The sequence below is a fragment of the Micromonospora sp. NPDC047756 genome (assembly GCF_055587245.1).
On sequence record NZ_JBVJGQ010000010.1, the window covers coordinates 133,092 to 155,330 of the forward strand.

General features: G+C 70.6%; 23 protein-coding genes and 2 tRNA genes. 17 read left to right on the top strand and 8 right to left on the bottom strand.

Annotation, left to right across the window (positions count from 1 at the left end; translation table 11 throughout):
- Window positions 1-414 precede the first annotated feature (414 nt).
- The gene (locus ACZ6NZ_RS29975) at window positions 415-918 is read left to right on the top strand and encodes a sensor histidine kinase (protein WP_465861221.1); all 504 of its coding nucleotides are present in this window, start codon (window positions 415-417) and stop codon (window positions 916-918) included.
- A 212-nt stretch (window positions 919-1,130) separates the two neighbouring features.
- Window positions 1,131-2,138, top strand: coding sequence for a sugar phosphate isomerase/epimerase family protein (locus ACZ6NZ_RS29980; RefSeq protein WP_366613510.1), 1,008 nt, complete (start codon window positions 1,131-1,133; stop codon window positions 2,136-2,138).
- A 64-nt stretch (window positions 2,139-2,202) separates the two neighbouring features.
- On the opposite strand, the gene ACZ6NZ_RS29985 is transcribed toward ACZ6NZ_RS29980, so the two are convergent.
- A complete protein-coding gene (locus tag ACZ6NZ_RS29985; protein ID WP_396791430.1) occupies window positions 2,203-2,607 on the bottom strand; it encodes a hypothetical protein in 405 nt (134 codons plus the stop codon).
- A 294-nt stretch (window positions 2,608-2,901) separates the two neighbouring features.
- On the opposite strand from ACZ6NZ_RS29985, the gene ACZ6NZ_RS29990 reads away from it, so the two are divergent.
- The 6 genes from ACZ6NZ_RS29990 to ACZ6NZ_RS30015 all read left to right on the top strand — a co-directional run bounded on the left by ACZ6NZ_RS29990 (window position 2,902) and on the right by ACZ6NZ_RS30015 (window position 7,847).
- Window positions 2,902-2,974, top strand: a tRNA-Asn gene (locus ACZ6NZ_RS29990).
- 541 nt (window positions 2,975-3,515) lie between these two features.
- Window positions 3,516-5,633, top strand: a complete 2,118-nt coding sequence (locus ACZ6NZ_RS29995; RefSeq protein ID WP_465861222.1) for an MMPL family transporter — start codon at window positions 3,516-3,518, stop codon at window positions 5,631-5,633.
- Window positions 5,623-6,861: an FAD-dependent oxidoreductase gene (locus ACZ6NZ_RS30000; protein WP_465861223.1), complete on the top strand. Its 1,239-nt coding sequence runs from the start codon at window positions 5,623-5,625 to the stop codon at window positions 6,859-6,861. The genes ACZ6NZ_RS29995 and ACZ6NZ_RS30000 overlap by 11 nt, the downstream gene beginning before the upstream one ends.
- Before the next feature lie 122 nt (window positions 6,862-6,983).
- A tRNA-Ile gene (locus ACZ6NZ_RS30005) sits at window positions 6,984-7,057 on the top strand.
- Window positions 7,058-7,140: 83 nt separating this feature from the next.
- The gene (locus tag ACZ6NZ_RS30010; RefSeq protein WP_465861224.1) at window positions 7,141-7,533 is read left to right on the top strand and encodes a type II toxin-antitoxin system RelE/ParE family toxin; all 393 of its coding nucleotides are present in this window, start codon (window positions 7,141-7,143) and stop codon (window positions 7,531-7,533) included.
- Window positions 7,533-7,847 carry a helix-turn-helix domain-containing protein gene (locus tag ACZ6NZ_RS30015; RefSeq protein ID WP_465861225.1) on the top strand — a complete coding sequence of 105 codons (315 nt, stop codon included), beginning with the start codon at window positions 7,533-7,535 and terminating at the stop codon, window positions 7,845-7,847. The genes ACZ6NZ_RS30010 and ACZ6NZ_RS30015 overlap by 1 nt, the downstream gene beginning before the upstream one ends.
- A gap of 175 nt (window positions 7,848-8,022) precedes the next feature.
- Here the strand turns inward: ACZ6NZ_RS30015 and ACZ6NZ_RS30020 are convergent, their stop codons facing one another.
- Window positions 8,023-8,367: a hypothetical protein gene (locus tag ACZ6NZ_RS30020; protein ID WP_465861226.1), complete on the bottom strand. Its 345-nt coding sequence runs from the start codon at window positions 8,365-8,367 to the stop codon at window positions 8,023-8,025.
- A 105-nt stretch (window positions 8,368-8,472) separates the two neighbouring features.
- Between ACZ6NZ_RS30020 and ACZ6NZ_RS30025 the strand changes: the two genes are divergently transcribed.
- Both ACZ6NZ_RS30025 and ACZ6NZ_RS30030 read left to right on the top strand, forming a co-directional pair.
- A complete protein-coding gene (locus tag ACZ6NZ_RS30025) occupies window positions 8,473-8,661 on the top strand; it encodes a DUF397 domain-containing protein (RefSeq protein ID WP_465861227.1) in 189 nt (62 codons plus the stop codon).
- 17 nt (window positions 8,662-8,678) lie between these two features.
- Entirely contained in the window at window positions 8,679-9,353 is a 675-nt protein-coding gene (locus tag ACZ6NZ_RS30030) for a nucleoside/nucleotide kinase family protein (protein ID WP_465861228.1), read from the top strand.
- A gap of 38 nt (window positions 9,354-9,391) precedes the next feature.
- Here the strand turns inward: ACZ6NZ_RS30030 and ACZ6NZ_RS30035 are convergent, their stop codons facing one another.
- Window positions 9,392-9,841, bottom strand: a complete 450-nt coding sequence (locus tag ACZ6NZ_RS30035) for a hypothetical protein (RefSeq protein ID WP_465861229.1) — start codon at window positions 9,839-9,841, stop codon at window positions 9,392-9,394.
- Between the two features lie 84 nt (window positions 9,842-9,925).
- Between ACZ6NZ_RS30035 and ACZ6NZ_RS30040 the strand changes: the two genes are divergently transcribed.
- The 3 genes from ACZ6NZ_RS30040 to ACZ6NZ_RS30050 all read left to right on the top strand — a co-directional run bounded on the left by ACZ6NZ_RS30040 (window position 9,926) and on the right by ACZ6NZ_RS30050 (window position 11,714).
- Complete coding sequence (locus ACZ6NZ_RS30040; protein ID WP_465861230.1) at window positions 9,926-10,540, top strand: hypothetical protein; 615 nt, start codon at window positions 9,926-9,928, stop codon at window positions 10,538-10,540.
- An 81-nt stretch (window positions 10,541-10,621) separates the two neighbouring features.
- The gene (locus tag ACZ6NZ_RS30045; RefSeq protein ID WP_465861231.1) at window positions 10,622-11,170 is read left to right on the top strand and encodes a hypothetical protein; all 549 of its coding nucleotides are present in this window, start codon (window positions 10,622-10,624) and stop codon (window positions 11,168-11,170) included.
- On the top strand, window positions 11,160-11,714 hold the full coding sequence (locus ACZ6NZ_RS30050; RefSeq protein ID WP_465861232.1) for a hypothetical protein: 555 nt from the start codon (window positions 11,160-11,162) through the stop codon (window positions 11,712-11,714). The genes ACZ6NZ_RS30045 and ACZ6NZ_RS30050 overlap by 11 nt, the downstream gene beginning before the upstream one ends.
- A 30-nt stretch (window positions 11,715-11,744) precedes the next feature.
- Here the strand turns inward: ACZ6NZ_RS30050 and ACZ6NZ_RS30055 are convergent, their stop codons facing one another.
- The 3 genes from ACZ6NZ_RS30055 to ACZ6NZ_RS30065 all read right to left on the bottom strand — a co-directional run bounded on the left by ACZ6NZ_RS30055 (window position 11,745) and on the right by ACZ6NZ_RS30065 (window position 13,652).
- The gene (locus tag ACZ6NZ_RS30055) at window positions 11,745-12,449 is read right to left on the bottom strand and encodes a TMEM175 family protein (protein ID WP_465861233.1); all 705 of its coding nucleotides are present in this window, start codon (window positions 12,447-12,449) and stop codon (window positions 11,745-11,747) included.
- Window positions 12,450-12,562: 113 nt separating this feature from the next.
- Entirely contained in the window at window positions 12,563-13,015 is a 453-nt protein-coding gene (locus tag ACZ6NZ_RS30060) for a hypothetical protein (RefSeq protein WP_465861234.1), read from the bottom strand.
- 16 nt (window positions 13,016-13,031) lie between these two features.
- Window positions 13,032-13,652 (bottom strand): dihydrofolate reductase family protein, encoded by a 621-nt coding sequence (locus ACZ6NZ_RS30065; protein WP_465861235.1) that lies wholly within the window; start codon window positions 13,650-13,652, stop codon window positions 13,032-13,034.
- A gap of 147 nt (window positions 13,653-13,799) precedes the next feature.
- On the opposite strand from ACZ6NZ_RS30065, the gene ACZ6NZ_RS30070 reads away from it, so the two are divergent.
- The 4 genes from ACZ6NZ_RS30070 (at window position 13,800) to ACZ6NZ_RS30085 (ending at window position 19,727) form a co-directional block, all read left to right on the top strand.
- Window positions 13,800-16,565, top strand: a complete 2,766-nt coding sequence (locus tag ACZ6NZ_RS30070; protein ID WP_465861358.1) for an AfsR/SARP family transcriptional regulator — start codon at window positions 13,800-13,802, stop codon at window positions 16,563-16,565.
- Window positions 16,566-16,659: 94 nt separating this feature from the next.
- Window positions 16,660-17,379, top strand: a complete 720-nt coding sequence (locus tag ACZ6NZ_RS30075) for a hypothetical protein (RefSeq protein ID WP_465861236.1) — start codon at window positions 16,660-16,662, stop codon at window positions 17,377-17,379.
- Window positions 17,380-17,421: 42 nt separating this feature from the next.
- Window positions 17,422-18,306, top strand: a complete 885-nt coding sequence (locus tag ACZ6NZ_RS30080; protein ID WP_465861237.1) for a hypothetical protein — start codon at window positions 17,422-17,424, stop codon at window positions 18,304-18,306.
- A 206-nt stretch (window positions 18,307-18,512) separates the two neighbouring features.
- Window positions 18,513-19,727, top strand: coding sequence for an Imm21 family immunity protein (locus tag ACZ6NZ_RS30085; protein WP_465861238.1), 1,215 nt, complete (start codon window positions 18,513-18,515; stop codon window positions 19,725-19,727).
- 45 nt (window positions 19,728-19,772) lie between these two features.
- Here ACZ6NZ_RS30085 and ACZ6NZ_RS30090 read toward each other — a convergent pair whose 3' ends face one another.
- Together ACZ6NZ_RS30090 and ACZ6NZ_RS30095 are read right to left on the bottom strand one after the other, a co-directional pair.
- Complete coding sequence (locus tag ACZ6NZ_RS30090) at window positions 19,773-20,960, bottom strand: NAD(P)/FAD-dependent oxidoreductase (RefSeq protein WP_465861239.1); 1,188 nt, start codon at window positions 20,958-20,960, stop codon at window positions 19,773-19,775.
- Between the two features lie 82 nt (window positions 20,961-21,042).
- Entirely contained in the window at window positions 21,043-21,987 is a 945-nt protein-coding gene (locus tag ACZ6NZ_RS30095; RefSeq protein WP_465861240.1) for an RNA polymerase sigma-70 factor, read from the bottom strand.
- Between the last annotated feature and the right edge of the window lie 252 nt (window positions 21,988-22,239).

The following is a 22,239-nucleotide window of genomic DNA, read 5'->3' on the forward strand; positions in this document are numbered from 1 at the left end:
CCTTTTGCCCGTCCAAAACCCCACCAAACATTTTGTGGTCCCTCCAAAACCTGTTAACCCGGGGTGGGGCGGGGGGGTTCGCGGGGGCCCCTCCCGCCCCGCCCAGTCCCGTCCCCGCCCAGTCCCGTCCCCGCCCAGTCCCGTCCCCGCCCCACCCCGCCCCGCCCCACCCCGCCCCGCCCCACCCCGCCCCGCCCCGCCCCACCCCGCCCCGCCCCGCCCCGTCCCCGCCCCCGCCCCTCACCTCGTCGATCTTGCACTTTCTGTCGGGACAAAAGCCACAAGGCCGAAGTTTCGTCGACACAAAGTGCAAGATCGGCGGGGTTGGGGGCGGGGGCGGGGCGGGGTGCGGGGCCAGGGCGGGGCGGGGGTGCCGGGCGGTGGGTTGCGGGGGGCTGCCGTACCTTGACCTGCATGGGGTTGTTCGCGCAGTGGCGCGGGACGGTGCTGGCGCGAGGTCATCAGCTGCTCGGTGCGCTGGGCCGGGCCGACGAGCCCGACGACCCGTCCGGGCCGGCGCCCAGCCTGAACCGTCTCGACGCGCTGGTGGAAGGCTTCACCGCCGGTCAACCGGTGCGGTGGACCATGGCCGGGCAACCCCGTCCGCTACCCGGCCCGGTCGACGTGGTGGCGTACCGGATCATCGAGGAAGCGCTGACGAACGCCTGCCGGCACGCGCCGGGCGCCCCGGTCGTGGTCCGCCTCCGCTACGACGCCGCGGGCATCAGCATCGAAGTCCGCGACGAGGGCGTCGGTCCCGCACCGTCCGGCGGCGGCGCCCAGGGCGCCGGTCGAGGTCTGCTCGGGGTACGCAGGCGCGCCGAGCGGCTCGGCGGCACGTTCTCCGCCGGCCCGCGAGCCGGTGGCGGCTTCACCGTACGGGCTGTCCTGCCCGCGCCCGAGGACATCATCGGATGATCGGCCGACCGCGGGGCTTCCCCGATGGGGCAGTGCGGAAATAGGGTGGGGGTCGGCGACCGTGCTGGTGGCCGGTGACCCGGTGGGAGGCGCAACCCGCCGGGCTCAGGTGCGCTCCGCACCCACCGGTGACCGCTCGGGTGCCACGCACGTCCGGTCACCCTCGCCCCGGTCCGCACAAGGAATCCCCATCACAACAGGGGAGAAGGACAATGGCGCGACCCATCACGCTCTTCACCGGCCAGTGGGCCGATCTTCCGTTCGAGGAGGTCTGCCGGCTCGCCTCCGAGTGGGGCTACGACGGTCTGGAGATCGCCTGCTGGGGCGACCACTTCGAGGTCGACAAGGCGCTCGCCGACGACTCGTACGTCGAGCGCAAGAAGGAAACCCTCGCGAAGCACAACCTTGAGGTCTTCACGATCTCCAACCACCTGGTCGGCCAGGCGGTCTGCGACCACCCGATCGACGAGCGGCACCAGGACATCCTGCCCGGCCGCATCTGGGGCGACGGGGAGCCCGAGGGAGTTCGCCAGCGGGCCGCCGAGGAGATCAAGGACACCGCGCGGGCGGCGGCGAAGCTCGGGGTGAAGACCGTCGTCGGCTTCACCGGTTCGTCGATCTGGCACACCCTCGCGATGTTCCCGCCGGTGCCGCCGTCGATGATCGAGCGCGGCTACCAGGACTTCGCCGACCGGTGGAACCCCATCCTCGACGTGTTCGACGAGGTGGGAGTGCGGTTCGCGCACGAGGTGCACCCCAGTGAGATCGCGTACGACTACTGGACGACGAAGCGGACGCTGGAGGCGATCGGCAACCGGCCCGCATTCGGGCTGAACTGGGACCCGTCGCACTTCGTGTGGCAGGAGCTGGACCCGGTGAACTTCATCTTCGACTTCGCCGACCGGATCTACCACGTGGACTGCAAGGACGCGAAGGTGCGTACCGGCGACGGCCGGCGTGGCCGGCTCGCCTCGCACCTGCCCTGGGCCGACCTGCGGCGCGGGTGGGACTTCGTCTCCACCGGCCACGGCGACGTGCCCTGGGAGGACTGCTTCCGCGCGTTGAACGCGATCGGCTACGACGGCCCGATCTCGGTCGAGTGGGAAGACGCCGGAATGGACCGGCTGGTCGGCGCTCCGGAGGCGTTGCAGTTCGTCCGCCGGCTCGCCTTCGACGCACCGAGCGCCGCCTTCGACGCGGCGTTCAGCAGCAAGGACTGACCGCGCGTCGGACAGACCACGGGCCGGTCGCCCTGCGGCGACCGGCCCGTCGACGTGCGATTGGTCAGAGCGTGCTGGCGTTCGTGCCCGAGCCGGACGGCTTGGTGCGGGGGTTCGTGGACGACGGCGACCCGGAGGTCGTGCCGACCGTGCTGGTGCCCGCCTTGGCACCCACCGTGGCGGGCGTGCCGGCGAACGCGTCGTCGGCGGCGGTCAGCTCCTGCTTGCCGGTGCTGCCGTTGCCGTTGCCCAGCTTCTCGCCCAGTTTGGTCTGGCCGAGCTTGTCCTTGCCCTCGCTGTAGAGCTTGTTGGCCTGGGCCTGCGCCACCCCGGCCGCCTCCTGGACGGTCGGGTGGTCGAGCACCTTGCGGCCCTTGACCACGAGCTCTTCGTACTTCTCCCGGCCGGCACGGGCGCCCAGGACGAATCCCGCAGCCAGCCCGCCAAGAAACATGATCTTTCCGCGCATGGCGGCTCCTTCCGTACCTGACGCGCCGTCACCCCGGCGAGTTGCCCCGTCGGAAGGCGACCTGTTCGCGCCTGCGTCCTCTGTCCGCAGCTAACTACCCATCCTGCTCCCCGCTCAAGCATGGTTGTGCCGGGATGACGATTTACCCTGTTTGTCAATGCCTCGCGGACCCTGACCTGCGCCTCTTGATCAGTCGGCACCGGGGTGGAACCCACTGGACCGCCACCGGGGAAAGTCCTGTACTCTTGTCCCGTCGCACGGCGTCGGCGAGATCCGATTCCAGGCGGTGCACGATCCCCTGTAGCTCAATTGGCAGAGCAGCCGGCTGTTAACCGGCAGGTTATTGGTTCGAGTCCAATCGGGGGAGCTTCTCTTCTCCACCCAACGCCCGTCGGCCCAAGCCGACGGGCGTTTTGCCGCGCCGCGCCGCGCCGTCCCGCGCCACCGTTCGTGGCAGCAACATCGGGGATGTTGCTGCTTCCCGGCCGTCTGAGGCAGCAACATCCGGGAAGTTGCGCGGATCTTCCTCACCGCCCAAGGAGTACGGCGGCAAGATCGTGCTCGATCCCGGATGTAGTGGTGTCGGCGCGTCGGTGAGGCCACTACATCCTGGTTATTGCACGATCTTGGGCGCGGGGCGCGGGGCGCGGGGCGCGGGGCGCGGGGCGCGGGGCGCGAGGGCGCGAGGGCGCGAGGGCGCGGGGCGCGGGGCGCGGGGCGCGGGGCGCGAGGGCGCGAGGGCGCGAGGGCGCGGGGCGCGGGGCGCGAGGCGCGAGGGCGCGGGGCGCGGGGGCGCGAGGGCGAATGAGGGGTTTCGGCCGCTAGGGGGTCTCCTTCCCGGCAGGATGGTCGATGTCGACCTTCCGCTGCGTCGATCGACGCGTCGAACCTTGGGGTGTGAGGGGCGGATGTCCGGACGAGGCGGCAGGGCCACGCTGGTCGCGGTGGCGGTCGTGCTGGCCTGGTTGGTGATCGGGGGTGTGTCCGGCCCGTACGCGGGACGCCTCAGCGAGGTCGCCACCAACGACAATGCCGCCTTCCTGCCCACCGACGCTGAGGCGACCCGCGCCCAGGACCTCGCTGGCGAGTTCGTCGACCGGCAGACTATCCCGGCTCTGGTCGTCTACGAGCGGCGCGCCGGGATCACCGACGCGGACCGGCAACGAGTGAGCGCCGACGCCGCCCGGTTCGCCCAGATCCCCGGCGTGGTCACCCCACTGCCCCCGCCCATCCCGAGCGACGACGGCCAGGCGCTCCAGGTCGTCGTACCGGTCGACGACGCCGAGGGCGAGGAGATCGGCACCGTCGTCGAGCACCTGCGCGACATCACCGGCGGTGACCGGGACGGTCTCACCGTGGACGTCTCCGGCCCGGCCGGCCTGCTGGCCGACCTGATCGAGGTCTTCTCCGCCATCGACGGACCACTGCTGCTGGTCACCCTGGTCGTCGTGCTGGTCATCCTGCTGGTCGTCTACCGCAGCCCGGTCCTGTGGATCTTCCCGCTGCTGGCCGCCGGGATTTCGTATGCCCTCGCCTCGGTCTTCGTCTACCTGCTGGCGGACGCGGACGTGGTCAAGCTCAACGGGCAGGCCCAGGGCATCCTCACCGTGCTGGTGTTCGGCGCGGGCACGGACTACGCGTTGCTGCTGATCGCCCGCTACCGGGAGGAACTGCACCGGCATGAGCGCCCCTGGGACGCCATGAAGGCCGCCTGGAAGGGTGCCGCGCCGGCCATCATCGCGTCCGGCGGCACCGTCATCGTCAGCCTGCTCTGCCTGCTGCTGTCCAGTCTCAACTCCAACCGGGCGCTCGGACCGGTCGCCGCCATCGGCATCGCCGCCACCCTGCTGGTGATGCTCACCTTCCTCCCCGCGCTGCTGGTGCTCGGCGGACGCTGGGCGTTCTGGCCCCGACGGCCCCGAGCCGACCAGGCCGACCCGCGGGCCGAACACGGCATCTGGAGCCGCGTCGCCGGCTTCGTGGCCCGGCACGCCCGCCCGATCTGGCTGAGCACCGCCGTCGTGCTGGCCGTGCTGACCCTCGGCCTCACCCAGCTCGGCGCCACCACCCTCGGCCAGTCCGACCTTTTCACCCAGCGCACCGACTCGGTGGACGGTCAGGAGGTGATCTCCCGGCACTACCCGGCCGGCACCGGCAGCCCGGCCACCATTTTCACCACCGAGCAGACCGCCCGGCAGGTCGCCCAGGTGGCGAAGGACGTGCCCGGGGTCGCCGACGTCCGCCCTCTCACCGCCGGCCCGCAGACCGGCCCGCCTGAGGCGAACGCGGCCCCGAAGGTCGTCGACGGGCGGGTCCAACTGGAGGCGACCCTGGCCGACCCGCCGGACAGCGACGGCGCCGAGCGGACCATCCGCGAGCTGCGGGTGGCCGTACACCAGGTGCCCGGCGCGGACGCGGTCGTCGGCGGGTTCACCGCGATCAACGTGGACACCTCGGACGCCGCGAAGCGGGACCAGAACGTCATCATCCCGGTGGTGCTGGTGGTCATCGCGGTCATCCTGGCCCTGCTGCTGCGCGCACTGCTCGCCCCGCTGCTGCTGATCGCCACGGTGCTGCTCAGCTTCGCGGCGACCCTCGGCCTCTGCGCGCTGCTGTTCCGCCACGTCTTCGACTTCCCCGGCGTGGACTCTTCGTTCCCGCTGTTCGCGTTCGTCTTCCTGGTCGCGCTCGGCATCGACTACAACATCTTCCTGATGAGCCGTGTCCGCGAAGAATCGGTCAAGCGCGGCACCCGCGCCGGAGTGCTCGCCGGCCTCGCCGTCACCGGCGGGGTGATCACCTCCGCCGGCATCGTGCTCGCCGCGACGTTCTCCGCCCTCGCCGTCCTGCCACTCGTGGTGCTCGTCGAATTGGGTACGGCGGTCGCGATCGGGGTACTGATCGACACCATCATCGTCCGGTCGCTGCTGGTGCCCGCACTCGCGTACGACATCGGGCCGAAGATCTGGTGGCCGGGCCGGTTGTCCCGGGCGAACGGTGAGCGGGAGGCGCGCGGTGCTGGCTGAAACCGATGTGGTCATCGTCGGCGGCGGCCTGGCCGGCCTCGCCGCCGCCCGCCGGCTGCACCGCGCGGGCGTGCCCTGGCGGCTGGTGGAGGCCGAGGGTCGGCTCGGCGGCCGGGTCGCCACCGACGTGGTCGACGGTCACCTCGTCGACCGGGGCTTCCAGGTGCTCAACACCGCCTACCCTCGGCTCGGCACGCTGCTCGACACCGACCAGCTCAACCTCGGCTACTTCACCTCCGGTGTGCTGGTCCGCAAGGGCGACAAGCTGCTGCGGCTGGTCAACCCGTTGCGCGAGCCGACCGGCGGGCCCGGCACCGCGCTCGCCGGCGTCGGCTCCCTGCTCGACCGGCTGCGCTTCGCCGCCCTCGCCACCGGCTGCGCCACCCTCCCCGCGTCCCGGCTCCTCGACGCGCCGGAAACCAGCACCGAGTCGGCGCTGCGCCGCGCCGGCCTCTCCGACGCCATCATCGAGGAGCTGCTGCGACCGTTCCTGTCCGGTGTGTTCGTCGACCGGGAACTCTCCACCTCCAGCCACGTGCTGGCGATGGTGCTGCGCTCCTTCGCCCGCGGCCGGATCGGCCTGCCGGCCGAAGGAATGGCTGCGCTGCCCCGGGCCATCGCCGCGCCGCTCCCCGCCGACCTGCTCGACCTGAACACCCCGGTCGCCGAGGTCACGCCGGGCCGGGTCCGCACCCAGGCCGGCGACATCCACTGCCGGGCCGTCGTGGTCGCCGTCGACCCGCCCGCCGCGGCCGCGCTGCTGCCAGCCCTGGCGACGGTACGCATGCACAGCTACACCACCTACTACCACAGCGCCCCCGAGCCGCCGCTCAGCGAGCCGATCCTGCTCGTCGACGGCGACCGACGCGAACTCGTCGCCAACACCGTGGTGCTCAGCAACGCCGCCCCGACGTACGCGCCCACCGGGCGGCACCTCATCGCCACCTCGGTGGTCGGCCCGACGGCCCCACCCGAGCCGACCATCCGGGCCGAGTTGACCCGGCTGTACGGCCGCTCCACCGCCGACTGGACCCACCTCACCACCGTGGCCATTCCCCAGGCGCTACCCGCCGCGCCGCCGCCGCAGGGGCGGCTGCGCAAGCCGGTGGCGCTGGGGGAGAGCCTCTTCGTGGCCGGTGACCACCGGGACAGCCCATCGATCCAAGGTGCTCTCACCAGCGGCTGGCGCGCCGCCGGTGCCGTACTGGACGAGCTGCGCGCCGGCTGACGGTCGTACCCGAGCACGCTGTTATATTCCTGTTGCCCATCGTGCTGGCGCAGGCGTGGGCACCGGCCGGCTCGATGCTGGCTGCTGATCGCCGAGCGGGATAAGATCCGGCGCGGTGTTTCGGGGCGGTAGCTCAGCCGGTTAGAGCAGGGGACTCATAATCCCTCGGTCGCGGGTTCGAGCCCCGCCCGCCCCACCGACCGATGTCATTCAGCTCTCGACCTGTGCTTCTCGGTTCGTATGCTGTCCAGAGGTATAGGCTGGGCTATAGTTAGCCCCATGCCGCACGGCCCCGATCGTCGCTGGGCGATCAGAACGACCAGCGATGTACGCGACTGGTTGCGCTCGCTCCGCCAAACCGATCCGGCGACCTACCGGTCGGTCAACGTGGCGATCGACATGCTCGCTGACGCCGGTCCGGGTCTGGGGCGTCCACTGGTCGACACGCTCAAAGGTTCGAACATCAGTAACCTCAAGGAGCTGCGACCAAGGTCTGGGCGGGAAGCCGCCATCCGATTTCTGTTCGTCTTCGATCCCTGGTCGCAGGCGGTGCTGTTGGTGGCCGGCAACAAGGCCGGCGGCTGGTCTCGATGGTATGAGGAAGCGATCCCGGTCGCCGAGGTCGCGTACGAAGGCTGGCTCGCCTTTGAGAGGAAGCGGAGGGAGGGCTGATGGGCGACTTCCAAGACTGGGACGACATCCGTGCCGAGTTGCACGACGGGGACGACGACGCGCTCGATATGGAGCGTGCCCGTACCGAGGCGTGGGTCAGCGCGTTCCACCTCGCCGAGGAGCGTAAACGGCTCGGTCTCACTCAGCGGCAGGTGGCCGAGTTGATGGGGGTCACGCCGGGCCGAGTCAGCCAGATCGAGAACGGCGACCTGGAGGCCAACGAGGTCGCGACCCTGAGCCGGTACGCCCGAGCGCTGGGCGCTCGGATGCGCATCATCTTCGACTACGGCAGCGATCTTCGTCAGATCGCCTGATCCTGCGTCGGGCCGCCGAGCCGCGCTCCTGACCTGAGCATCCGCAGCGGCAGCGGGTCACCGGCGATGGTCACCGCCTGGTTCGCATGGTGGTGCCTCCGGCCCACCACGCGCAGCGCGGCCGGTCAGCCCAGCGCAGGCTGCGCCGAGACGCGACGCGCGATTGTCGGGTGTATCAGGACCAGTCGAACATCCGCACTGGCAGGAGTACGAGAACAACGGTCGCAGCGAGGGCCAGCAGAACGCGCACCGTGCGAAGACCTCGCCACCACGGGATAACCCAGAGCAGCAACCACATGACGCCTGAGATGACCACATGTGCGCCGACCACCCCAAGGCTGGTCTCCTCGCACATGTTGTCGGCGATGGCCTCCTTGCACAGCGCCGGCGGGCCGTTGTGGTCAACGAGGCTTCCCAACAGCCCGACGAAGCAGGCCAACACCGGAGCGGCTACCAGGGTGAACAGCGGCGTCACCAACCACCCGGCGAGATCACGCTGCCGGTCTACCAACCGTCCCACTGGCAAGCCGCGACCTGGCGTGGCTGTCGGCGGCGTACGACAATCTGAAGACGCTGGCGATGTCACCCGCCGAGTCAATCAGATTCATCAAGGAGCTGAGCAGGCATGGAACGTAACGCCTGGCGCACGTCGAGCCGTTCCGGCAGCAACGGCCAGTGCGTGGAGGTGCGCGACCGGCGGGTCCAGGTGGACGTGCGCGACTCCACGGCGCCCGATGCCGGGATGCTGAGCTTCGCGCCCGCCGCCTGGGACGCGTTCGTCGACACCATCAAGTCGAACGCCTGCCGCCCCTGACCCGGCAGGGCAACGGGATGGTCCACGGCACGCGCGACGAGCTGATCACGCGTTTGGCCCAGGCAGTTGGGGCCATCGCGGTCGCTTACCCGACGCGCGTCGCCGTCGACGGGCCGCCGGCCGCCGGTAAGACCACCCTCGCCGACGAGTTGACCGTCGTCCTGCGCGCGCAGGGCCGCTACGTCATCCGCGCCACGATCGACGATTTCCTCTTTCCTCGGGCGCAGCGTTATCCGCGCGGCGAGTACTCAGCCGTTGGCTGCTACCACGACACCCACAACTATCAGGCGCTGAAGCGGGTTCTCCTCGACCCGTTGGGGCCGGGCGGGGGTCGACGCTTCCAATCCGCGGTCTACGACAGCGCGACGGATGCGGTGCTGTCTCCGCCGGTCGTGACTGCCCCGGCCGACGCCGTGCTCGTCTTCGACGGCGTCTTTCTGCTGCGCCCGGAACTGGTCTACCGGTGGGAGCTGCGCGTCTTCGTGTCGACGGCATTCGACAGGACCGTGGACCGTGCCGTGGTCCGGGAGCGCCGGGCGTCGACCCGGGCCGACGTCGAACGGCGCTGGCGGGAGCGTTACATCCCCTCCCAGCAGCTCTACCTCGCTACGGCCCGGCCGACCCAGCACGCCGACATCGTCGTGCACAACGACGAGCCTCAGCGGCCGGTCTGGGAGATACGGACGCACTGACCGCACTCATCCCGTCGAGCGCACAGTGGGCGGCCGCATCACCCACGGTCGACGTACTGGCCAAACGGCTCGACGGATCCATCCCAACCGTTCCAACCCTGTTGGGTGACCTGCCCGTTCGCGTAGGTGTAGGACCAGCGGGCGCCGTCCTCGCCTTCGACGTGGACCGTTCCAGAGCGAACGAACGGCGCGATCGCGACGTAGAAGGCAATGGCCTGGTACGACCACTTGGGGTCGCCCTCGTCGTCATGCTCGAATTCGATCCAGTCGCCGTCGCGGGTGATCGAGGCTCTGGCCTCGCACGCTATGTCCACAAGGGTGTCATCCGACGGGGAGTCGTCGGGGTCGTACCCACCAGATTGTTTGGCCATGGCGGCTTTGGCGGCGGCGACCGCGGCGGCGTCGTCCGACTCCCGGAGGTGCAGACGGCCGGACGGCCACACCGAATATCCCACGGTGGGCATCCTACGGCTGTCGATGTCCGTCACGTCGAAGACGGTGGCCGCAGGCATCGACGGGTGGCAGGCTCGTGCGATGATCAGCGCGAGTGCCAGGTGGCGGAAGGAAAGAGCGTGACCGATCCGCAGCAGGGCTCCGGTCGACGGGAGCCGTTCTGGCAGACAATGGCCGGGATGCTCACCGCCGTCGCAGCCCTGATCACCGCGATCGTGGGTGCGGCGGCCTTCGTGCACCAGATCGGCGGCTTCGGCGCGGACGACGGTCAGCAGACGTCCACCGGGGCGACCGCCCCGCCTTCCACCGCGCCCAGTTCGGCGGCGACGGCTGGCCCGGCCGTGACGCCACCGCGTGCCGGTTCGGTGGACGGCGCGGGCGCGGGTCCGTACGAGTTGCTGTTCACCAACAACGGTGTCGACCTCGACGCGGATCCACCGAAGGTCGCCACGGTCCCGGACCCGAGCATCGACATCTACGACGCCGGCAACGTGATGACGAGTTACCCGGCCTGGTCCGGTCTGGCGAAGTGGGGCCAGCCCGGCGCACCGCAACGGCAGCACTGCCTTTCGCTGCTCAACAGCTTCGCGACGAGCAACTCCCGATATGTCAAGGGGAGCCGATACTGCGTTCGCACGCGGGGCGACCTGCACGTCGCGGCCGTCGAGTTCGTCGAGCCCATGAGCGGGGGGTGGAAGATTCGGGTGACGGTCTGGCCGGGCACCGCGAGCTGACGCGGCAGGCACTGCAGTCTCCCCGAGGCGCTGGTGCGTCGGCGCTACCGTGAGTGCGTCAACCCCACCGAGGAGCGTCGCATGACCGCCGCACCGCGCAGGGCCGTACGCCGGGGTCTCATCGTCCTTCTCGTCCTGCTGGCGGTCTGCGGCTGGACCTATGTCGCCATCGGTGACCGGTGGAAGAGCAACGTCGCCTTCTTCACCCTCGACGAGGGCGACAACTATCGGCTCCGGGTCACCGGCTCGTTCGATGCCCGTTGCGCCAAACTTGAGCGGGAGACGTTCTCCGACCCGTACGTCAACTGGCGGGAGGCGGGTAAGGACTGCGCCTGGCCCCGGGTGGCGGACGGCGACGGCTGGCTGGCCGGTGGCCGGGTCGAGCAGGTCCATTCGGAACGTCTGGGCAGGCGACTGCCGGAGGTGATCCTCTACGGCATCGTGCCGGCCGTCGCCACGTCGATCCAGATCACCCTTGGCGACGGGACGCCACGCGAGGCGGCCACGATCGGATCGGGTCACGACGCCTACCGGGTCTACGCCGTGTACGTACCCGACGCTGGCGACCGGGTCGAGGTTGTGTCGCTGCGGCTGCACGACGCGCACGGCGGTGATCTGCATGTCTACTAGCCGTTTCCGTACCGTGGTGGCCGCGGTGGTGGTGTTCGGTGGTCTTGTCGTGGTCGGTGGCCTCACCTGGGAGGGCTGGGACGGGCGACGGCCGAGCGTCACCGGGCCCCGGTTACTCACCGAAGGCACGACCGGCGGCGTGCACTGGTCGGTGGTCCAGGTTCGGGAAAGCACCTGGGGCGAGTGTCTCTACCTGCGTCAGGACGGCGCGACAGTGGAACGCACCTGCACCGACTCCGGAGTTCTACAGCACTACGAGATCAGCGTCCGTACGCTCCGCGGCGCCACCGCCCCGATCCTCTTCGGCATGCTTCCCGCCGCGGCCGTCCGAGCCGAGGTGGCCGCGGACGGCGGAGATGTCCAGCCCCGCTTCCGTGACGCCGAACTGGTGCCTCTCGAGGTCCACGGCGCCGACGGGTCCAGGCGCTTCGTGGTGCAGGCCGCCCCACCCGGCGCGGATTGGGCTGGCAGGAACTCGGTGGCAGTCGCCGTCCAGGACGCGGCGGGTCGGCCGCTCACCCCCCGCGACCTTCGGCCCCGCTAAGGCCCGGGTAACAGAGCAGGTGGTACGTGGCTACTGGTCACCGTGACTCTGCTCGCGGGTCCGCCGGATGCTGCCAACCTCGCCTTTGATCGGCAGCCAGTAGAAGGGAATGAACGCGATGACCACCACGAGGCCGACGACCGGGTGAAGAGCGCCCAGCGCGGTCCCGACGGCGATCCAGACCGGCGCAGGGCGGAAGCGCCTGCTGATCGCCCGTGCGGTGTCGTCGTCGGTGGCGGAGGTCAGTAGGCGACGGCCGCGCCTGGCGTACTCCCAGATCACGTTGAAGAGAATGGCGGCCACCAGATAGGTGGACCCGTTGAAGACGAGTGCGGTGCGCTGGCCGTGGCCGGACTCGAACGCGTGGGCCAGGAGGGACGAGGCGAACGGCAGAAACGCGATCACCATCAGCAGCAGGGTGTTGAGCCAGAGCAGCAGCCGGTCGGCGGAACGGATGTGGTCGAACATGACGTGGTGATTCACCCACATCTGCCCGATCAGCATGAAGGTGATGCCGTACGCCACGTAGGAGGGCCACAGTTCGGCGAGGCCGCGGCGCAGGTGCTCGGTGTCCTGCGGCGGCTGGATCTCCAGAACGAGCAGGGTGACGGCGATGGCGATGACCGCATCGCTGAGGGTGATCAGCCGCTTCGGATCTCGTTCCGCACCGATCGGGTTGCTGGATCTGATGGTGCCCTCGGTGGAGACGCCGCGAGCCGCGCGAAACCAGCGCATGAGCCTCCCCACGGTGGTCACCCAAGAGCCTTCCGGTGCCGCGGGTTCCCGCCGTCGCGGAAACCAAACCGGCCTGCGGGTCAGGCAGGGTCTTCCGCCGGGACGAGTCGGACTCAGCCGATGTGCAGCAGCAACACCTGGTGGTCGCCGAGGTCGGAGACGCAGTCGCGCAACAGCCTCAGCCCGTCCAGCCCGGCCGGGCCGCTCTCCTCGAAGTCCATCCCCATCTCGGCGAAGTGGGACGCCAGATCCTCCGCGCGGTGCGCTGCGGGGTCGAGCTGATCCAGTAACCCTGGTGCGGGAGCGATGAGCGTGGTCAGGCCGTACGCGCTGTTGATCGCCTCCGACTCGGCGTTGAACTCCGGCGGATCCAGGTCGATGTCGCGCTCCTCCAGGTAGGTCAGGACGTACAACATGCAGTAGCCGGACCAGTCGTACTCCTGTCGCGCGCTGCTCCCGTGTTCGGCCAGGTACGCGCGGAACGACGACGGCGATGTGCGGGCCAGGCGAGCCAGCTCGGTGATGCTGTCCCGGGGGACCACTGTCAGTGACGCGATGGCGGACAACGCAACCTCCGTCGGTTCAGGAGAGCACGCGGTAGGTGACGTGCAGGACCGTGCTCGCCGCCCGCGCCGTCACCTGCTCCAGTTTCAGCGGCGGGACGCCGTCGAACAGCCGCACACCGGTGCCGAGAGTGAGCGGCACCATGTGCAGCCGCAGCTCGTCGACCAGGCCGGCGGCGAGGTACTGGTTGATGGTGGTCGCACCGCCGTGGATCAGGACGTCGCCGCCACCGGCCGCCGCACGGGCCCGCGCGAGCGCCGACTCGATCCCGTCGGTGACGAAGTGGAAGGTGGTGCCGCCTTCCATCGGCTGCGGCTCGCGGCCGTGATGGGTGAGCACGAAAACCGGCTTGTGGAACGGTGGGTTGTCACCCCACCAGCCGTTCCACTGCCGATCCCATCCGCCGCGCACGGGGCCGAACATGTTGCGCCCCATGATGACCGCCGAGGCGTTTGTGTTCTGGTCGAGCTCGGCCTGGTTCTCCTCGGCGGCGTCGAACATCCAGGCGTGCAGCCCACGGCCCCAGCCGTCACCGCCGTCGTCGCCGAACGGGCGTTCCTCGGTCTGGTTGAGCCCGGCCGAGTACCCGTCGACGGAGATGGTCTGGTCGACGATCACCTTGCCGTTACGTGTGGTCACAGCGCTCTCCACCGGCGCACCTCCCTGCCGTAGTGCGCTAGAGGCTAGCTCCCGGAGTCCGGCTCTGGTGCCCCGTGGATCGTGTCCAGTGCGCGACGATCGGACCGAGCATCCCGGGCGGAGATTTAGCCTGATTCGGTGATCTCGATGGTTGGTACGGGGGTGCGGGTCCGGCTGCTCGGGCCGGTGGAGGTGGTTGTCGCCGGCGTTGCGCAGGCGGTGAACGGTGTACGGCGCAAGGCGGTACTGGCCACGTTGGCGCTGCACGCGGGCCGTGTCGTCAGCATCGACCGGCTCATCGACGTGGTCTGGGGCGACCAGCTACCGGCCACCGCGGCGAACACGTTGCAACGCCACGTCTCCTACCTACGCGGGGTGCTCGGTGAGCCCGGGTCGATCGTGGCGCGCCAGCCCGGCTATCTGCTCGACACCGGGCCGGACTCCACTGACGTGCAGGCCGCCGAGCGTCTCATCGAGCTGGCCCGGCGCTCGACGGACCCGAACGAGAAGGTGAAGCACCTGACGGCCGCGGTGGCACTGTGGCGGGGCCCACCGCTGGCCGACGTGGCCGGGTCGGCCTGGCTTGAGGAGCAGGCCGAACACCTGGCACGCCTACGGTTGGAGGCCGAACGGGCGCTCGCCGAGGCCCGACTGTCCGTCGGTGAGCACGCCGGCCTCGTCCCCGGGTTGGAACGGCTCGTCCGACAACACCCCTTCGACGAGCACCTGCACGCGCAGTTGATGCTCGCCCTGTACCGCGACGGCCGACAGGGCGAGGCGGTCGCCACGTACCGGCGGTTGCGCGACAACCTGCGGGAGAACCTCGGCCTCGACCCGGGGCCGCGGCTACGTGACCTGGAGTGCGCCATCCTGCGCCAGGACACCGCCATCGCCGCACCGGCCGCGGCGGCGCCAACGAGGGTCGCGGCGCAACTGCCTCCCCCCGTACCCACGTTCACCGGACGCGACGCGGAGCTCGCCGCCCTTGACGCGCTGATCGACCGGGGCGGCGCCGTCGTGGTGTCCGGGACGGCCGGCGTCGGCAAGACCGCCCTCGCCGTGCACTGGGCGCACCGCGCGACCGAACGCTTCCCCGACGGGCAGCTCTACGTCAACCTGCGCGGATTCGACCCGGCGGCGACGCCGACCGAACCGGCGCGGGCGCTGCACGGCTTCCTGGAGGCGCTCGGCGTTCCGGTGGCCCGGATGCCCCGCGACGTGGACTCGATGGCGAGCTTGTACCGCACGACGGTCGCGGGTAAGCGACTGCTGGTGGTGCTGGACAACGCGCGCGACGCGGAGCAGGTCCGGCCGCTGCTGCCCGGCTCACCGGACTGCCTCGCCGTCGTCACCAGCCGCGACCAGCTCATCCCGCTGGTCGTCACCGAGAGCGCCCAACCGGTGCCCCTCGATTTGCTGAGTCCCGGCGAAGCCCGCGACATGCTGGTCCGCCGGCTCGGGGAGCGGCAGGTCGCCGCCGAACCCGCCGCGGCCGACACCATCGCCGACCGGTGCGCGCGGCTGCCCATCGCCCTGGCCATCGTGGCCGCCAGAGCCGCCACCAACCGGCACTTCTCGTTGGCCGCCGTCGCCGGCGAGCTGGGCGACCTGGACGCCTTCCGCGCGGGTGACGAGGCCACCGACGTACGGGCGGTCTTCTCCTGGTCGTGCCGCACGCTCAGCCCGGCCGCGGCCCGGCTGTTCCGGCTGCTGAGCCTGCATCCCGGACCGGACGTCTCCGCCCCGGCCGTGGCGAGCCTGGCCGGCGTCGACGGGCCGGCGACCGGTCCTCTGCTCACCGAGCTGACCCGGGCGAATCTCTTCACCGAGCACACCTACGGGCGCTACGCGTTCCACGACCTGCTGCGCGCGTACGCCGCCGACCTGGCCGAGGAGGCCGAGCCGCCGGCCGAGCGTCGGGCCGCCATCCACCGGCTGCTCGACCACTGCCTGCACACCGCTCACGCCGCCGACCTGGCGCTGCACCCGCACTTCAGCGCGATCAACCTCCCGCCAACCCGGGCGGGCGTGACGCCGGAACGCCCCAGGAGCCGGTCGGCCGCCGCGGCGTGGTTCGCCACGGAGGTCCCCGTCCTGCTCGCCGCCGTGCCGCTCGCGGCGCGTTCCGGGTTCGAGGGACACGCCTGGCAGCTCGCCTGGACCATGGCCGGCTTTCTGCACCGGCAGGGGCACTGGCAGGACTGGCTCGGCACGCAGCAGATCGCTCTGGCCGCCGCGTCCCGCATCGGGGACCCGGCGGGGCAGGGCCACGCGCACCGCAGCCTCGGTCTCGCCTGCTCCCGCCTGCGACGGTACGACGAGGCCGACGACCACCTGCGGCGCGCACTCGACCTGTTCACCGACGTCGGTGACGACGCCGGACGGGCGCACACCTGCCTGAACCTTGGTCAACTGGCCGAGCGGCAGGGACGGCACGAGCAGGCGCTGCACCATTCCCGGCGGGCGCTGACCCTGTTTCGGGAGGCCGGAAACCGGGCCGGGCAGGGGTACACCCTCAACGCGGTCGGTTGGCAGGAAGCGCTGCTCGGCAACTACCACAGTGCCCTCGAATCGTGCGGTCAGGCGCTGCGGATGCTGCGGGAGGTGGACGACGTCCAGGGACAGGCCGACACCTGGGACAGCCTCGGCCACGCCCACCACCAGCTCGGCGACGACCGGCGGGCCATCGCCTGCTACGAGCACGCCCTCGAACTCTTCACGCAGGTCAACGACCGGTACGCCGAGGCGGGCACGTACGTCAATCTCGGCGGCAGCCACCTGGCGCTCGGCGACGTCCCCGCCACCCGCGCCGCGTGGCGGCGAGCCCTGACCATTCTCGACGAACTCGGCGATGCCGACGCCGACTCGATCCGCGCCGACCTCGACCAGCTCGACGCCACTCGGCTGCGCTGACGTACGCCGCTTTCCGCGCCGTTTCCGGGCCGCTTCAGCGCGGCCCGGCACTCTTCGGACACCAGTCTCCTCCGCATCAGGAATGGAGTGTTCGATGAGTCGTTTGGCACACCGCCTGGCGGTGATCGGGGTGGTCGGCGCGACGGTGCTGGCCATGTCCTCCGCCGCCGTCGCCCAGGCCGACAAGCCGCAGCAGAAGGGCGCCGACTGCGTGGTCCAGCACGTCGACGAGCGCGGCAAGATCCTCCGCACCGAGATCGCCCCCGAGGGCCGGGAGTACGGCCCGTTCCGCTGCGTCGGCGAAAAGTGGACGTTCGCCTGGGCACCTTTCGGCGCGGACGACATGATCACAGCCGCCGAGATCCAGATCGAGCCGTCCGGTGCCGCGTCGGTCCGGCGGTTCACCGGCCCCGCGCTCGGCAACGACCTCACAGTGGGCGAGATCGCCGGCATCGCCCAAGCCGTCAGCGGCAGCCGGGAGGTGTTCGTCGACCGCGCCATCGTGGCCGTCGACGACGGCAAGGAGCGGACCCCGGAGCAGGTCGAGGCGCTGCTGGCCGGCAAGGACGACACCGGGGTACGGGTGCTGGACATCATCGAGAAGCCCGACGCCGCCATGTCGACGAAGGACGTCATCGACGAGGCCGGCGGGACACCCGAGACGACTGTCGTCTACTTCAGCCTCTGGGGCGCGATCAAGTCGGTGTTCGCCTGGATCGTGGACACGATCGGCGAGATCGGCGAGTGGATCGACGACCACTGCGACTGGGGGTCCCCCAACACCACGGGTGACATCGTCACGTGTCGCTGGTAGCCCGTCCCACCCCGCCGACACCATCACGGAAACGAGGACAGCATGACAACTCTGCGGGACATCACCAGGCGCGCCACCATCGTCACGACCGCCCTGATCGTCGGGCTCACGGCTTCGTACGCTCCGTCGCAGGCCGCCGAGGGGGAGGCCCGCACGACGATCACCGACCACCCCGGTGCCCCGGGGACGATGCTTCGGCACCTCGAGGACCTGACCGGCCGGCCCGTCGGCGACCTGGACAAGGTGTTGGCCGTCGACACCGGCGGGCGCAACCTCACCGGCGACCAACTCGCGGCGCTCGCCGCCGGCAACGAGGTCGACGGTGTCAAGGTCGTCGGCACGATCCCGGGCAGCCGGGAGGTGCTCGGCACGACGATGGCCGACCTCGCCGACGGCACGTACGACGGCACTGGCGACGGCGGGACGGCGACATCCCTGCTCTTCGCCTCGTCCACCTCCGGCGGCCGGGAGTGGTGCCTGACCATGTGCGTCGCGTCCGGCAAGTCCGTCTGGGAGTGTCTGCTGTCGCGCCGGACCGGCGAGCTGATCCTCACCCTCGACCTTCCCGGTGGCACCACGATCCGCGAGACGAAGGCGGCCTTCGAGAAGGCGAATGGTGTCGCCGTCGACGGCCCGTCCAGCGTGCAGACGCTCATCGGCGACGGTGAGCCCTCGGCGGACGAGATCAGGACGCTTCTCGACGGCAGGGACATCCCGTCGCTGCGTCGGGTGGCGACAGTGGAGCGACCGGACCCGGATTGGGTGCTGGCCGACATCGCCGAGAAGTCCGGCGTCGTCTACGCGAAGACCAAGGGCCACCTCTTCACCGTCACCCTCCCGATCCTCGGCAAGTTCCTCGTGTTCTGCGTCTCGCAGGACAACGGGAAGACCTGGAAGTGCTCGGCCCGTCCGTGGGGCGGGTTCTGACCGGGCGGGCCGCTGTCGTCTTCGATGGGGCGGATGCGGTGTACCTCAGTGGAACACGGATGCCGCTGAGGTACACCGCTTCCCGGAATCGGATCGATCACGACGCCCGGGGTGCAGGCGGGCCGAGCCGTCCCCGGACGACTCGGCCCGCGTCGGCCTCTAGGATCGACAGCCTTGACGGCGAGGACGGCCTGCGGGAGCGCGTGGTGACGATCGAGGCAGAACGGCCAGCCGACCGGCTCGCCGACATCGCCGAGCGGGCCGAGGCCGTACTCGTGGACTTCGACGGACCGATCTGCCGCCTGTTCGGGAGCAGGGCCGCGCCGCGCGTCGCCGCCGACCTGCGTCAGCTGATTCTCAGCCGGGGCGTCGTCCTGCCCGACGAGCTACGCGACGGAGACGACCCGCTGGCGCTGTTCCGCGCGACAGCCGCGTTCGCGCCCGAGCTGGTCGGCGTCGTCGGTGCGGCGTTAGCATCGGCGGAGGTCGAGGCGGCGGCGTCCGCGGAGACCACGATCGGAGCCTTCGACCTGGTCAGGTCCTGCCTGGCGACTGGGCGAAGCCTCGCCATCGTCAGCAACAATTCCGCCGCCGCCATCGGTGCCTACCTCGGGCGCCGCGACCGGGCCCGCTACTTCGCCGCCGTCGTCGGGCGGGGCGAGCATCCCGATTCGCTGAAGCCCGACCCGACGCCCGTTGTGCGGGCCCTGCGGGCGCTGAAGGTCGCACCCGGTGCCGCTGTGCTGATCGGTGACTCGGCCACCGACGTCGAGGCCGCCCGAGCAGCCGGTGTCGCCTGCATCGGGTACGCCAACAAACCCGGCAAGGCCGAACGCCTCACCGCTGCCGGTGCCGACGCGATCGTGACCGACATGACCGACCTGGCCCGGGTTCTCGCTCGTACGCGCACTCCGGTCAGCCTGCTGCCGTGGGTCGACTCGGGCGGCGGTCCGCTGATCGTCGTGCCGACGACCGCGCTGGGCGAGTGGAAGGGCGCGTCGGACGGCGACGGCTCCTGGGATGACTACGACCGGGCCTGCCGGATCGACGGTTACGTCGGGGTGCTGGAGGTCGGTGCCGACCAGGCACTCGTTCTGGCCGACGAACCGGCCTCCACCACGTACCTTCCCGATCGGCGGATCTTCGTGCGGTGGCTCTACGCCGACTCCGAGGCGGAGGTCGTCCGCCTCGTTCCCCGGGCTTTGGAGATCGCCGACTGGCAGGACGCGGGTACGTGGACCACCAGCGGGCCGGCCGAGTTGTTCGACTCCGGCTACACCGGCGACGGGCTGAAGCACACCACCCACCTCGCGGTGGACCTGGCCCGTGGCACGTACCTGATCCGCACCGCTGTCGTACAGCCGGACAGGAGCACGGCACTGGTGCTGGTTCACCTGGTCGAGCAGACGCAGCCAGCCTGAACGCGCCGACCGGTCGACGGCAGCTCCTCGTACCTCAGTCGTGGGTCAGGAGGTGGCTGCGCGGATCTCCGTCCGGGTCGGGACGATGCGGTGGCGGCGGACCGGGTACAGGATCGGGTGCCCGATGCTCCAGGCGGCGCCCGCGCAGACGAACTCCTTGTACCGGGCCGCCAGCTTCCCGGTGAGCTGGGCCGGCCTGGCCCGGTCGTCGGCGGTCACGTACTGGATGATGCCGTCGCGGCGACCGAGGCTGATGCACTGGTTGAAGTAGCGCAGCGGGGCCTTGGGGAACTTGGCCCGGCCGGTCAGCCGCGCGGCGATGGCGTCGGCGGCCTGCCAGGCCATCGGGACGCCCGAGGCGCAGGACATCCGCAGCGGCTTGCCGCCCGGTCCTTCGGCGATCGCGGCGTCACCCACCGCGTACACCTCGGGGTGTGAGACCGACCGCATGGTGGCGTCGACGATGATCTGACCGGTCTCCGCGACCGCCAGGGTCGTGGCGGCGGCGATGGGGTGCACGGCGAAGCCGGTCGTCCACACCGTCACCTGGGCCGGGATCTCCCGACCGTCGCGGGTGACCGCACCGGCCGCCTCGACCCGGGCGATGTCGGCGTGCTCGTGCACGGTGATGCCGAGCCGGTCACAGACGCCGCGCAGGTGCTGCTGCGCCTTGCCGTTGAGCCAGTCGCCGAGGCCGTCGCGGGTGGCGAGCGCGACGTCGAGGTCCGGCCGGGTCTCCGCGATCTCGGTGACCGCTTCGAGGCCGGTGAGGCCGCCGCCGACGACGAGCACGGTCCCGCCGGCAGCGAGGTGGGCGAGGCGGTCGCGCAACCGCAGCGCCGAGGGCCTGCCGGCGATGTCGTACGCGTGCTCGCCGACCCCGGGCACGCCGTGATCGGCGCTGCCGCTGCCGAGGGCGTAGACGAGCGTGTCGTACGCGATCTCGTCGGTGCCGTTGTCGTCGACGAGCGCGACGGTCCTGCGGTCGGCGTCGACGGCGGTGACCCGCGCCTGCCGAGGCGTGACACCGGTGCCGGCGTAGACCTCGCTCAGTGGGCGTGGTGCGAGGTCCTGTCCGGTGGCGAGTTGGTGCAGGCGGACCCGCTCGACGAAGTCCGCGTCGGCGTTGACGAGGGTGATCTCGGTGTCGTCCGGGTGCAGCCGCTTGGCGAGACGCCCGGCGGCCATGGCTCCGGCGTAACCCGCTCCGAGGACGACGATGCGGTGCTTCATGGTGGCACTCCTGTCTCGGTGATGGTCGCTTCCTGAACCGGACAGCGACGCGATTCCTGACAGGAGCCGGCTATGAGGTGGATCACCAGACGCGGAGGATGGGTTCCTCGTGCTCCGAGGCGGACCACTGCCGGGCGGCGCGGACGAGCTTGTCGGGGTTGACCTGGTTGTGGATGGCCGCGACGCCCTCGGGCGTCACCTCCAGCGACATCACGCCGATGAGCCGGTCGTCGATCACGACCACCACCGCCGGAGCGCCGTTGGCGGTGGCGACGTGCACCGTTGGGCTGCCACCCACCAGGTCCCGTTTGACGTCGGCCGGCTTGAACAGACCACGCAGGAACTTCGCCACCGCCAGTGCGCCGACGATCGGCGCGGACCGGGCCGGGATCTTGCCGCCACCGTCGGCGGTGCTCGTCGCGTCGTCGGTCAGCAACTCCACCAGCCGCTGGATCTCGCCATTGTTGGCCGCCGCGAGGAACTCCGCGACGACCTTGCGGGCGGTGGCCAGGTCGACCTCCGCGCGGGCCCGTTCGGCGGTGACGTGCTGCTTGGCACGCCGGTAGGTCTGCTGGCAGTTCGACTCGGTGATGCCGAGGATCTCGGCGATCTCACCGTGCGGGTAGCCGAAGGCCTCCCGTAGCACGTACACCGCGCGCTCGTTGGGTGACAACCGCTCCAGCAGGGTCAGCACCGCCATCGAGACCGACTCGCGCTGCTCGGCGGTGTCGAGCGGGCCGAGCATCCGGTCCCCACCGAGGATCGGCTCGGGCAGCCACGTGCCCACATAGGTCTCCCGCCTGGCCCGCGCCGAGGTCAGCTGGTTGAGGCAGACGTTGGTGAGGACCTTCGTCAGCCACGCCTCGGGCGTCTCGACGTGTTCCCGGTCCGCGCCCTGCCAGCGGAGAAACGTGTCCTGGACGGCGTCCTCCGCGTCGCTGGCCGAACCCAGCAGGCGGTAGGCGATCGCCTCCAGGCGGGGCCTGGAGTGCTCGAACACCTCGACCTCGTCCGGGCTGAGCGGCATGACTAGACAGTATCCGGGCGGGTCGCGCCGTCGTCCCGGTGCCCGTCCCACCGCTCGCGACATGATCAAGTGATGAAAAGTAGCTGTGAGCGTTGTTCCTGACCTACTTTTCATCACTTGATCAACGGGTCGCACGTCGTCGTGTGATCGTACCCTTGCCGCTGTGACGTCCGATCCGTTGCGCCGCGCCCTCACCGCACCCGCGGACCCGCCGCTACGGCCCCTGCCCGACCAGGTCGTCGCCCTGGTGGA